This is a genomic window from Lacisediminihabitans sp. (assembly GCF_036569425.1).
GTDB lineage: Bacteria > Actinomycetota > Actinomycetes > Actinomycetales > Microbacteriaceae > Lacisediminihabitans.
The window spans coordinates 1-12,500 of the sequence record NZ_DATCQQ010000012.1 but is presented as its reverse complement, the minus strand read 5'-3'; the positions used below and the strand labels follow the sequence as shown (position 1 = coordinate 12,500).

The window sequence follows — 12,500 nt, the reverse complement described above, 5'->3', positions numbered from 1 at the left end:
CCGCCCAAGGCGCCATCCCGGCGCGACGGGGTTAGGCTCGATTCATGTCACAGGCAGTCATCGTCGACGTTGTCCGCTCCGCCTCCGGCCGGGGCAAGCCCGGCGGGCAGCTCTCCGGCCTGCACCCCGTGGACCTGCTCGCCACCGTGCTGTACAGCCTCGTGGACCGCAACGACCTCGATCCCGGCATGGTCGACGACGTGATCGGCGGCTGCCTCAGCCAGGTCGGCCAGCAGTCGGTGAACATCACCCGCAACGCCGTGCTGGCGGCCGGATTCCCCGAGTCGGTGCCCGGCACGACCGTCGACCGGCAGTGCGGCTCGAGCCAGCAGGCCGCCGCCTTCGCCGCCCAGGGCGTGATCGCGGGCGCCTACGACATCGTGATCGCCTGCGGCGTGGAGCAGATGAGCCGCAACCCCATCAACTTCGCGACCCTCGGCGAGGACCCGTGGGGGCCGATGGTGCACGCCAGGTACCCGCACGGCCTCGTCGGCCAGGGTGTCTCCGCCGAGCTCATCGCCGCGCGCTGGGACCTGTCGCGCGAGCAGCTTGACGAGTTCTCCGCCCGCTCGCACCGGCTCGCCGCCGCCGCCGACTTCTCCCGCGAGATCGTGCCGGTGGGAGACACCCCGCTCGTGGACGAGACCATCCGACCGTCCACCACCGTCGAGGGGCTCGCTGGCCTGAAGCCCGCGTTCTTCGACGAGGAGACCGCGGCCCGCTTCCCCGAGATCCAGTGGCGGGTGACGCCAGGCAACTCGTCCCCGCTCGCCGACGGCGCGTCGGCGGCGCTCATCATGAGCGAGGAGCGGGCCGCGTCGCTCGGCCTCACCCCGAGGGCCCGGTTCCGTCACTTCGCCGTGACCGGCTCCGACCCGATCGAGATGCTCACCGGTGTGATGCCCGTGACCCGGCGCATCCTCGAGCGGAGCGGCATGTCGATCGACGACGTCGACAGCTTCGAGGTGAACGAGGCGTTCGCCTGTGTGCCCCTCGCCTGGCAGTACGAGACGGGTGCCGACCCGGCCAGGGTGAACCAGCGCGGCGGGGCGATCGCGCTCGGGCATCCGCTCGGCGCCTCGGGAACCCGCCTGCTCACGACCCTGGTGAACACGCTCGAGCAGACCGGCGGCCGGTTCGGCCTGCAGACCATGTGCGAGGGCGCCGGCATGGCGAACGCGACGATCATCGAGCGGATCTGACCACCTCAGCCGGACGGTCAGACCTCAGCTGGACAGTTTGGCCTCAGCCGGGCAGTCGAATGTCAGTTGAGCAGTCGGATCGGCACGTGGGCCACGGCCGCCTCCGGTTCGCGCACCACGCGGCCGTCGAGCACCTTGACGATGTCCTGCTTCTCGGCGAAGTTGGAGTTGATCAGCGGCAGCGAGCGTTCGACGACCTTGCGGATGCGGTCCTTCAGGAACGTGCTGCTGACGGTGTAGTCGGTGAAGTCCGAGTCGTGCGCGTAGATTCCGAGCGGCAGAGTGAGCGCCTGGAAGAACGAGAACAGCGGGCGGAACTGGTGTTCGATGATGAGGGCGTGACGCTCCGATCCCCCCGTCGCCGCGAGCAGGATCGGGGTGTCGACGAGCGCGTACTGGTCCACGAAGTCGAACAGGTGCTTGAACAGTCCGGTGAAGGAGGCCCGGTAGACCGGCGACGCGACGACGAGGAGGTCCGCGGTCTCGATCCGCTGAAGCTCCCGTTCCACGTTCTCCGGCAGCTCCGGTCTCGTGAGCACGCCGGCGAACGACGGCCCGAGCTCGTTGAGCCTGATCAGGTGGGCGTCGATCGGCAGCTGCGAGCCGAGCTCGGCGAGGATCGCCTCCACGAGGGCGATCGTCTTCGACGGCGCGTGCAGGCTGCCGGTCACGGCAACGACGTTTAGCTTGGTCATCTGCTCGACGTTAATCGAGCGACACCGAGTTCGGGGCCGTGTTGCCTCGTGTGACGGCCGTTACGGCGCCGTGACGCCCTTCGCCTGAACCTCCATCGCTCCGGCCGCCTCGGCCTCGTAGTGGGCCACGAGTTCGCGCTTGAGCACCTTCCCGCTCGGGCCGAGCGGCAGGGCCTTGACGATCTCCACCCGACGCGGGTACTTGTACGAGGCGAGCTTCTCCTTGGCGTGGGCCACGAGGGTCTCGGTGTCCACCTCCTCGCCGGGAGTGAGCACGACCACCGCCATGACCTCCTGCCCGTGCGTCTTGTGGGCGACCCCGAACACGGCGGCGGTGGAGACTGCCCGATGCGCGGTCAGCACCTCCTCCACCTCGCGCGGGTAGACGTTGTAGCCGTTCCGCAGGATCATGTCCTTCTTGCGGTCGACGATCCAGAGGTAGCCGGCCTCGTCCTTTGTTCCCAGGTCTCCCGTGCGGAACCAGCCGTCCACCACGGCCTTCGCCGACTCCTCCGGGAGGTTGAGGTAGCCGCTCATCAGGTTGTGGCCGCGGATCACGATCTCCCCGAGCTCGTCCACCGGCAGGAGCTCGATCGAGTCGTCCACGTCGGCCCGCGCGATCTCCACGTCCACGCCCCAGATCGCCTGCCCGATGCTGCCGGCGCGCGGCGGCCGGCCCACGTGGTTGAAGCTCGCGACCGGCGAGGTCTCGGTGAGGCCGTAGCCCTCGTAGATCTCCACCCCGAATTCGGCCGTGAACCGTTCGATCACGGCGAGAGGCAACGAGGATCCGCCGGAGACCGCGTACCGCAGCTTCGGGCGGTCCGGCGTCTTCTTGGCCGCCTCGAGCAGCGCGATGTACATCGTGGGCACGCCCATCATGATCGTGCACTCGCTGTCGATGAGGGTGCGCAGCGCCGTGTCGCCGTCGAAGCGCGGCAACAGCACGATCTTCGCGCCGATGCGGAACCCGGTGTTGAGGGTGCAGGTCTGCCCGAAGGTGTGGAACAGGGGAAGACAGCCCATGACGGTGTCGTCCTGCCGCATGTCGAAGGTGCTGAGAAGCAGGGTGTTAGCCTGCTCGATGATCGCGAAGTGGCTGCCCTCGGCGCCCTTCGGCTTGCCCGTGGTGCCGCTCGTGTAGAGGATCGTCGCGGTGTCCGACGGCTGGCGAGGCAGGTAGGTGTCGATCGGCACGGCCTCGGCGGCGAGCCGCTCGAGCTGCGGGATGTCGCCCACCGGCTCCGGCGCGAGCACCGAGACGACCGGGATGCCGGCCTGCGCCGCGCCCTTGGCTCCCTCGCCGAGCAGGGGCGCAGCGCACACGAGAAGGGTGGAGCCGGAGTCGCGCAGCACGTACTCGATCTCGTCGGCCTTGAGCAGCGCGTGGATCGGCACGACGATGCCGCCGAGGCTCAGGATGCCGTAGTAGGCCCGCGGAAAGTCGGCCACATTCGGGATGAGGATGGCGACGGGATCCCCGACCCCCACGCCGAGCGCCTTAAGGGCACCGGCATAACCACGGGTCTCCCGCCAGAGCTGCGCATAGGTGTATTCCGTGCCACCGACGACGACCGCGACGTTGTCCGGATGGCGTTCGGCGGACTCCTTGAGGATCGCCGCAACGGAAATGGTGGAGTAGCTCGGGTGGGTCATGATTCTCCTGTCACCATTGACTGGCTGATCGCCCGACGGCGATGGTATTCGAGACGCTACGCCACGGCACATCCGGGGGTCAACCCGCCAAGCGCTCGCACGGCAAACCCGCAGTTGCCCGCCCCACCAACTCGCCGCCTCCCTGTGCGGCGGCACAATCTTGCGGCCGCTAGAGCACCTTCGAGAGGAAGGCCTTCGTGCGCTCGTGCTGCGGGTTCGCGAGCACCTCGCGCGGGTCGCCGGACTCGACGACGACCCCGCCATCCATGAAGACGAGCGAGTCGGCCACCTCGCGCGCGAAGCCCATCTCGTGGGTCACCACGATCATGGTCATGCCCTCCTTGGCGAGCTGCTTCATCACGTCGAGCACCTCGCCGACCAGCTCGGGGTCGAGGGCCGACGTCGGCTCGTCGAAGAGCATCAGCTTGGGATCCATGGCGAGCGCCCGCGCGATCGCCACGCGCTGCTGCTGGCCGCCGCTCAGGTACGCGGGGTACGAGTCGGCCTTGTCGGCGAGGCCGACCTGCGCAAGCAGGTCCCTGCCGCGCGCGATGGCCTTCGCCTTCGGCATCCGGTTCACCCGCATCGGCGCTTCGATGATGTTCTCGAGGGCCGTCATGTGGGGGAAGAGGTTGAACCGCTGGAACACCATGCCGATGTCGCGCCGCTGGAGGGCCGCCTCCCGCGGCTTAAGCTCGTGGAGGGTGTGCCCCTTTTCGCGGTAGCCGACCAGTTCGCCGTCGACGCGCAGGCGGCCGGCATCCACGCTCTCCAGGTGGTTGATGCAGCGCAGGAACGTCGACTTGCCGGAACCGCTCGGCCCCACGAGGCACATCACCTCGCCGCGTTTCACCGTGAGGGAGATGCTCTTGAGCACCTTGTTGGAGCCGAAGCTCTTCGAGACGCGGTCCGCGTCCACCATCTGCGTGTCGGTCATGGTGCGCCTTCGCCGTCGCCGGAGTGTTTGCCGTCGCCGGGCCGGGTGCCGGCATCGTCACTGTCACCGTTACCGTTGCCGTCGCCGACCACCGGCATGACTCCGGTCGCCACCGTGACCTTCTTCTCCGGTTGCGCGACCCCGATTCCCCGAGCGAAGCGCTTCTCCAGGAAGTACTGGCCGATCATGAGGATTGAGGTGAAGGCCAGGTACCAGATGGATGCCACGAGGAAGAGCGGGATGGGAGTGAAGGTCTCGGCGGAGATGTCCCGGGAGCGGGTGAAGAGTTCGAAGCTGAAGGGCACCGCGGTCACGAGCGAGGTCGTCTTGAGCATCGAGATCACCTCGTTGCCGACCGGCGGGATGATCACGCGCATCGACTGGGGGATGATCACCCGCGACATGGTCTGGAACCAGCTCATGCCGAGCGCCGTCGCCGCCTCCTCCTGGCCGCGGTCCACCGACAGGATGCCGGCCCGCACGATCTCGGCGATGTAGGCCGCCTCGTTGAGGGCGAGCCCGATCACCGCCAGCTGGAACACGTTGAGCACATCGCCCGTCGGCAGGGTGATGAGCGGATGCAGGAACGGGAGCCCGATGTCGATCGTGGGGTAAATGACCGACAGCAGTCCCCAGAAGGTGAGCTGCACGTATACCGGGGTTCCACGGAACACCCAGAGGTAGAACCACGAAAGACTCTTGAACACCGGATTCGGCGAGAGCCGCATCACCGCGAGGACGACGCCGAGCGCCACACCGATGAGCATCGAATACACGGTCAGCTCGAGAGTGATGACCGCCGCCTCGGAGATGCGGCGGTCGAAGATGTACTTGCCGACGGCCGGCCAGTTGTATGCCGGCCGCAGCGCCGCGTCGTAGACGAACGCCGCGGCGAAGAGCAGGATGATGACGGCGAAGATGTTGCGGATCGGATGCCGCAGCTTCACGGCCCGGATCGCGGTACCGTCGTCGGTCGGCGGCGGAGCCGCCCCAGCCACCGACCCGCTCCGGGTCTCTGCGCTCATGGTGTCAGCCGTTTGCGGCCGCATTGATCGTGATCGTGTCGATGCTGCCATCGGCGACACCCCACTTGTCGAGGATCTTCTTGTACGTGCCGTCGTCGACGATCGACTGGAACGCCTTCTGCAGCGCCTTGCCGAGCTTGTCGCCCTTGTTGACGGCCACCCCGTAGGGCGCGACCTCGAAGCCCTTTCCGGCGAGCTGGATCTTGCCCTTGAGCTGCGCGACGGCATAGAGGGTGACGGGCGAGTCCGCGCTCATCGCGTCGGCCTGGCCGAGCGCGACGGCGTTCGTGGCCTGGTCCTGGGTGTCGAACTTCACGGCCTGGATGGCGGGCTTGCCGGCATCCGTGCACGCCTTCGACTTGGCCGGAACCTCGTCGGTGTCCTCGTAGGTCGTCGCCTGCACGGCGACCTTGAGGCCGCAGGCGTTGTCCGGGTCGACGGTCTTGCCGGTCGCCGACGCCCACTGGATGCCCGCGGTGTAGTAGTTGACGAAGTCGACGACCTTCTCCCGGGCCGTGTTGTCGGTGAACGACGAGAGGCCGAGGTTGTACTTGCCACCCGTGATGCTCGGGATGATGCTGTCGAACTTGGCGACGCGGTAGTCGGTCTTCACGCCGAGTTTGCCGCCCACGGCATCCATGAGCTCCACCTCCCAGCCGATCGGCTTTCCGTTGGCGTCCTTGTACTCGTTGGGCGCGTATGTCGGGTCGATGCCGATGATGAGCTTGCCGGCCTTGGCGATCGTGTCGGGAAGCAGGGCGGCGGCAGCGGCGTCCTTCGTCACGGTCGTCGTGCCACTCGAACCGGAAGGACCGGTGGGCGTCTCGTTGTTCACGCAACCGCTGAGCGCGAGCGCGGTGACAACGGCGAGCACGGGAATCGCGTATCTGATTCGCATTCTTCTACCTATCTCTCCTGGTGTGAGGCCTGCGGGAGCGACAGTGCGGTCGGCCGAATGCGACCCACAAGGCTCGGCCGTGATCGCGGCGATCGGGGTGAATCGCTGTGGCCATGCGTCTCGTGTCCTCGGGTCATATCCAACCGTCCCGGCACCCTTGCCTCGACTGTTCTCGGAGCCTACACCTTGACCGGGAGTGCATTCGGCGAGCGAATCGGCAGGCCGTTAACGCCGGAAGCGGATGCCGGTGGACAGGCATCCGCTTCTGGCTCGAGGCGCGTCGCGCGCCTCCCTCCTGGTGCTTCTACTTCGTGCCGACCGTCGCCTTCGCGTTCGACTCGTACGAGGTGTTCGTCGACTCGAAGAAGTTGACCAGCTGCAGCGTGTCGTTCGCCGCCGCCATCCACTTGGCCGGGTTCGAGACGTTGTACTCGGGCTCGAAACCGAGCTCCTCCAGCCGGCGGTCGGCCAGGTACTTCACGTACTGGTTGATGTAGTTCGAGTTGAGGCCGAGGATGCCGCCCGGGAGCAGGTCGCGGTTGTACTCCTCTTCCATCTCCACGGCATCCAGAATCATCTGCTTGATCTCGGCGGCGAACTCCTCCGTCTGCAGGTCGGGGTTCTCCTCGAGCACGGTGAGGATGAGGTTGATGCCGAACTTGAGGTGCAGGCTCTCGTCACGCACCACCCAGTCCATGAGCGAACCGAAGTTGCGCAAGAGGTTGCGCTGGCGGAAGCTCAGCGCCACCATGAAGCCCGAGTAGAACCAGATGCCCTCGAGGATCACGTTGTACGCGACGAGGTTGCGCACGAAGTCCTTCTTGCCCTCCGTCGTCGTGATGTCGAGCGTCTGCTCGGTCATCCGCTTGATGAACTTGACCTCGAACTCCTCCTTCTTCGCCATCGACGGGATGTCGACGTGGGAGTTGTACGCGGCCTCGCGGTCGATCGGGAAGGTCTCCAGCACGTACTCGAACGACATGCAGTGGTTGGCCTCCTCCCACATCTGCTTGGCGAGGTACAGGCTGCACTCTGCCGCGTTGATGTACGGGTAGACGCCGAACGCGAGCGCCTTGTTCACGAGCAGCTCGTTCGGGTTGAAGTAGCTCATGAGGAACGTCACCGCGTGGCGTTCTTCGTCGGTCATCTTCTTGAAGTCGGCGATGTCCTCGCCGAGCTGGATCTCGTTCGGGAACCAGGTGTTGGCCACGGCCTGGTCGTACAGGTCCATCGCCCACTGGTACCGGATCGGTTTGAGCAGCAGCCCCTCCTGGAGGCCGGTTCCGAGAATTCCCATTATTGGCATTCGCTTTCTACTGGCAGCTGTCACATTGGAGGTCGTCCATCGGGTCGACCGGTACTTGGTATTCGAACGGTGCTACGCCCTGCGCGGCGGTTCCGCTCGTCCCGTTCATGTTCTACTCCCCCGACTTGGGAGCGAGCCCACCGAAGCCGAAACCCTTGCGCGGTGCCGCTGCCGGCGCTGCCGCCGTCTCGACGAGCTCGGTGGCCGGGGCAGCGCCGAAGCCCTTGCGAGCACCCGATCCGATGTCCTCGGACTTGTTCACCTTCACGGTCGACTGCTCTGCGGTGTGCCGCGGCTTCATGTGCAGGTAGTAGGTGGTCTTCACGCCGCGCTCCCACGCCGACATGTAGATGTCCATCATGTCGCCGAGGTCACGCGTCTCGAGGTACATGTTGCGGCTGATCGACTGGTCGATCCATTTCTGGGCGCGCGCGGCGACCTCGAGGAAGGCGTACGGCGAGAGCTGGAAGCTCGTCTTGTACGTCGCCTTCACGTGGTCCGGGATGGCCGCGATGCCCTGGATGTCGCCCTGGCTGCGCAGGATCGCCTCACGGCTCGAGTCCCAGATGCCGAGTTCCTGCAGGTCGTTCACGAGGTTGCGGTTCACCTCGAGGAACTTGCCGTTGGAGGTTGCACGGCTGAAGATCTGCGAGAACTGCGGGTCGAGGCCGGGGGTGGTGCCGGCGACGAGACCGATGGATGCGGTGGGCGCGATCGCCATGAGCGTCGCGTTGCGCATTCCGCCCTTGACCTTCAGTCGAAGAGCATCCCAGTCCAGACGGGTCTTGCGGTTGACCTTGATCTCGATGCCCCGGTCCGCCTCGGTGAGCGCGATCGAGTCGAGCGGCACGAGGCCCTCCGACCAGCGCGAGCCGGCGAAGTTCGGGTATGCGCCGCGCTCGACGGCGAGGTTCGCGCTCTCGTCGATGGCGGCGTACGAGACGTGCTCCATGATCTCGTCGATCAGGTCGTACGACTCTTCGCTCTCGTAGCTGAAGCCGAGCTTCTCGACGACGTCGGTGAAGCCCATCACGCCGAGGCCGACCGCGCGGTTCTGCGCATTGGAGAAGTCGGCCTCCTGCACCGACGAGCGGGTGATGTCGATGAGGTTGTCGAGCTGTCGGACGGCGAGGCGGGCGCTCTCCTCGATCTTGCCGAAGTCCAGCTTGCCCGCGTCGTCCAAATGACGGGACAGGTTGATCGAGGCCAGGTTGCAGACCGACACATTGTCCTCGTCCTGCGGGAGGGTGATCTCGGTGCAGAGGTTGGAGAGGTGGATCGTGCCGGTGTTGTTGTTGAGCGCGCGGTTGTTGATCGTGTCTTTCCAGCACAGCCACGGGTGGCTGGTGGTCTGCAGCGAGATGAGGATCGACTTGAATTGCTCGCGGGCGGTGATCTTCTTGAACAGGCGCATCTCGCCGGCCTCGGCCTGGGCGACGTACTCGTTGTACCTCGCCGAGAACTCCTTGCCGTAGAGCTCGTTGAGGTCCTGCACCTCGAGCGGGTCGAAGAGGTACCAGTCGTCGTCGTTCTGCACGCGCTTCATGAACTCGTCGCTGATCCAGACCGCGGTGTTGGCGGTGCGGGTGCGGCGGTACGGGTCGCCGGAGTTCTGGCGCAGGTCGAGGAACTCGGGAAAGTCGAGGTGCCAGTTCTCCATGTAGAAGCAGAGGGCGCCGAACTTCTTGCCGCCGCGGCTTACCGCGCGCAGGATCGAGTCGATCGTGTGCATGAACGGGATCGGGCCGGTCGAGGTGGTGTTGTTGGAGCGGATGGGCGAGCCCTGCGCGCGGAGCTTGGTCACCGAGAGGCCGATGCCGCCGGTGCCCTTGGTGAGCCACATCACATCGCGGGTCGTCTTCGCGATGTGCTCCATGTCATCCTGCATCTCCATGACGAAGCAGTTGGCGAGCTGGGGGTAGATCGTGCCGGCGTTGACGAGGGTGGAGCCTGCGGCCAGGTATTCGAGCCGCGACATCTTCTCGTAGAACTTGATCGCGTGCTCGGTGGGGTTCGCCTCGTTCAGCGAGAGGCCCATGGCGATGCGCATCCAGAAGTACTGCGGCACCTCGAGCGCGTCCCCGTTGCGGCCCTTGATGCCGTAGCGGTTGTTGAGCGTGACGACGCCGATGTACTTGAGCAGTTCGTCGTGGGCCGGCTCGAGCGCGTCGGCCAGCACGTCGAAGTCGAAGAGCTGGGTGAGGCGGGGGTCGAGAAGCTGCTCGTCCACCCCGCGCGTGACGTTGGCGGCGAAGTGCGCGCGGTGGAGTTCCTTGAGCTCTGCGGCCGTCTCGTAGTCGCCGAGCACGCGCTTGTAGATGGTCTTGAGCAGGAGGCGGGCGGCCACCGTGTCGAAGGCCGGGTCGTCCTTCACGTTCTGCAGCGCGACCTGGATCACGGCCTCATCCAGCTGCTGGGTTGTGATGCCGTCGAAGAGTGTCAGCTCGAGCTCGCTCGCGATCTGGGTCACCCAGGTGATGTTGTCGTCCAGGCCGGCACTCGCGTGCTCGATCGCCAGGTTGATCTTGTTGGCGTCATACTGCTCGCGTTGCCCGTTGCGCTTGACTACGGTGATGCCCACTTCTGCTCCCTTTGCGTTGCTAAAACGCGTCTGCTGAAACCCACCCCGACCGGCGGTTTCCTGCCCCGAATGATCTCCGGCTGGTCCCGGAATCGACTGCGATGCGCATCAGGCTGAGCCGCGCCGAGTGGGCGACCCAGGAGTTGCTCTCCCGCAGTTCCACCACTATATAGCGGGCATCCGACATTCCGGTAACCCCACATGTAGTGGGCGTGTCATCCACAACTGTGGATAAGTTCGCGGAGTTTTGCACAGCCTGTGGACGGATCCAGCACGCCCCCGAGCGACGCTGGGGCGCCGCCAGACTCGCCCGGGAATACCCGCCGGAACGATAGGCTTGCACCCTTGTGAGCACCTATTTGAGCCTTCTGAAGACGCACGGTGTCGCGCGGCTCATGTCGGCCCAACTCGTGGCCAGACTCCCCAACGGAATGCTGTCGCTCGCATACCTCCTGCACATCGAGCAACTGCACCACTCCTATGGGGCGGCCGGCCTCGTGCTCGCCGCGACGAGCATCGGCCAGGCCGTCTCCGGCCCCCTGACGAGCCGCTGGATGGGAATCTGGGGCATGCGCCGGGTGCTGGTGCTCACCCTCGCGGTGTGCGCGACGACGGTCGGCACGATCGCGCTCGCACCCACCCTTCCCGTGCCCGTCTACATGGCCCTCGGACTCCTCGGCGGGCTGAGCACCCCGCCCATCCAGCCCGCGGTGCGCACCATCTACCCCAAGATGGTCAACTCGCGGCAGCTGACCCCCCTGTTCTCCCTGGACGCGTCCGCCCAGGAGATCATCTGGGTCGCCGGGCCAGTGCTGACGACCTTCGTGGCCACCCAGGTGAGCACGGTAGCCGCGATCCTGCTCGCTCTCTTCTTCATGATCGGCGGCGGAATCTGGTTCATCGCCTCCCCCGAGGTCGGCCGGGTGCGCATCCCGCGCAGCCGACGCAACCTGGGCGTGGTTCTCAAGAAGCCCGCCGTGCTGCTCGCGACGGTCACCGGATTCCTCCTCATCGGAGCGTGCGCCTCGATCGAGGCCGGAGTCGTCTCGGCGTTCGGCGAGAAGAGCCCGGAGTCCGGCGTGGTGCTCGCGATCTTCTCGCTCGGCTCGCTCATCGGCGGGCTCGCGCTTGGCCACATCCCGATCGGACCGTGGGCCATGGCGAGGCGGATCTTCATCGTCTTTGTCGGGATGTCCCTCGCCGCGTTCTCCCTCAACGTGTGGTGGCTCGCCGTCACGCTGCTCATCGCCGGCATCGGAATCGCCCCGGCCCTCGCGGTGATGTTCGCGATCGTCTCGTCCAGCGTGCGGTTCAGCGAAACGGCGGAGGCCTACGGCTGGGTCGGCACCGGCCAGCTCATCGGCGCCGCCCTCGGCTCCGCTGCTGCCGGGTTCCTGATCGACCGCTACGAGGCGCCCGGCGCGTTCTGGGCGGCCGTGGCGCTCGCCGGTCTCGGGTTCCTCGTGCCGATGCTGTTCCGCCGGGCCCACCCCGACCTTCGCGGCCGCGACGCGAGCCCGATCCCCGACACCGAACCGGTTCCCGTCCAGCCGAGCTGAGGCCCGTCCCGCGCCGAGCGCCTCGCCTCGCGCACAGTTCCGAGCCGGCGCGGCGGCTACCTCAGGGGGGTGAGTGCGCCGGCGAGGATCGCCAGCTCGGCCAGGACGCCCGCGAGAATCGAGTCCTGGCGTTCGTTGCTCACGAAGCGCCCGTCCTCCACCTGCTTGCCGGCGAACGTGATCTCCACCGCAGCCCCCGTCTTGACGAGGCCGAGCGCGAGGATCACGTTCTCGATCGCGTTCACGCCGCGGCTGCCGGCCGAGACGCCGCCGTAGCTCACGAAGCCGACCGGCTTGCGCCACCACTCGGCGGAGAGGTAGTCGAGCGCGTTCTTGAGCGCGGGCGAGAAGCTGTGGTTGTACTCGGGGGTCACGAAGACGAAGGCGTCGGCGGCATCCACCCGCTCGCTCCACGCGAAGGTGTGCGGCTTGGTGTACTGGCGCAGCATGGGGTGGTTGGGCTCGTCCATGAACGGCAGGTTGATCTCGGCGAGGTCGGCGAAATCGATGCTGTCGAACCCCGCGTACTGCTCGGCCTGCGTTCTCACCCACTCCGCGACGGAGAGGCCAACGCGACCGGGGCGAACAGAGCCGACGAGAATCATCAGAGAGGTCATGATGCGGCTAACACTGTTGACGTG

General features: G+C 66.4%; 10 protein-coding genes. 2 read left to right on the top strand and 8 right to left on the bottom strand.

The window, feature by feature from the left end; all coding sequences use genetic code 11:
* The first annotated feature begins 44 nt into the window (after positions 1-44).
* Complete coding sequence (locus tag VIM54_RS01235; protein WP_331898471.1) at positions 45-1,202, top strand: acetyl-CoA C-acyltransferase; 1,158 nt, start codon at positions 45-47, stop codon at positions 1,200-1,202.
* A gap of 62 nt (positions 1,203-1,264) precedes the next feature.
* On the opposite strand, the gene msuE is transcribed toward VIM54_RS01235, so the two are convergent.
* The 7 genes from msuE to VIM54_RS01200 form a co-directional block, all read right to left on the bottom strand.
* Positions 1,265-1,897, bottom strand: a complete 633-nt coding sequence (gene msuE / locus VIM54_RS01230; RefSeq protein ID WP_331898469.1) for an FMN reductase — start codon at positions 1,895-1,897, stop codon at positions 1,265-1,267.
* A gap of 60 nt (positions 1,898-1,957) precedes the next feature.
* Positions 1,958-3,553 carry a long-chain fatty acid--CoA ligase gene (locus VIM54_RS01225; RefSeq protein WP_331898468.1) on the bottom strand — a complete coding sequence of 532 codons (1,596 nt, stop codon included), beginning with the start codon at positions 3,551-3,553 and terminating at the stop codon, positions 1,958-1,960.
* 169 nt (positions 3,554-3,722) lie between these two features.
* Positions 3,723-4,475 (bottom strand): amino acid ABC transporter ATP-binding protein, encoded by a 753-nt coding sequence (locus VIM54_RS01220; RefSeq protein ID WP_414673148.1) that lies wholly within the window; start codon positions 4,473-4,475, stop codon positions 3,723-3,725.
* An 11-nt stretch (positions 4,476-4,486) separates the two neighbouring features.
* On the bottom strand, positions 4,487-5,515 hold the full coding sequence (locus VIM54_RS01215; protein WP_331898464.1) for an amino acid ABC transporter permease: 1,029 nt from the start codon (positions 5,513-5,515) through the stop codon (positions 4,487-4,489).
* 4 nt (positions 5,516-5,519) lie between these two features.
* Complete coding sequence (locus VIM54_RS01210; protein WP_331898462.1) at positions 5,520-6,413, bottom strand: ABC transporter substrate-binding protein; 894 nt, start codon at positions 6,411-6,413, stop codon at positions 5,520-5,522.
* Between the two features lie 304 nt (positions 6,414-6,717).
* Positions 6,718-7,710 (bottom strand): ribonucleotide-diphosphate reductase subunit beta, encoded by a 993-nt coding sequence (locus tag VIM54_RS01205; RefSeq protein ID WP_331898460.1) that lies wholly within the window; start codon positions 7,708-7,710, stop codon positions 6,718-6,720.
* Positions 7,711-7,831: 121 nt separating this feature from the next.
* Positions 7,832-10,300 carry a ribonucleoside-diphosphate reductase subunit alpha gene (locus tag VIM54_RS01200; protein ID WP_331898459.1) on the bottom strand — a complete coding sequence of 823 codons (2,469 nt, stop codon included), beginning with the start codon at positions 10,298-10,300 and terminating at the stop codon, positions 7,832-7,834.
* A 347-nt stretch (positions 10,301-10,647) separates the two neighbouring features.
* Here VIM54_RS01200 and VIM54_RS01195 point away from each other — a divergent pair, with 347 nt between their 5' ends.
* Positions 10,648-11,859, top strand: coding sequence for an MFS transporter (locus VIM54_RS01195; protein ID WP_331898458.1), 1,212 nt, complete (start codon positions 10,648-10,650; stop codon positions 11,857-11,859).
* Positions 11,860-11,915: 56 nt separating this feature from the next.
* On the opposite strand, the gene VIM54_RS01190 is transcribed toward VIM54_RS01195, so the two are convergent.
* Positions 11,916-12,500 (bottom strand): NAD(P)H-dependent oxidoreductase (locus tag VIM54_RS01190; RefSeq protein ID WP_331898457.1); only part of this gene is annotated, 585 nt, incomplete at its 5' end.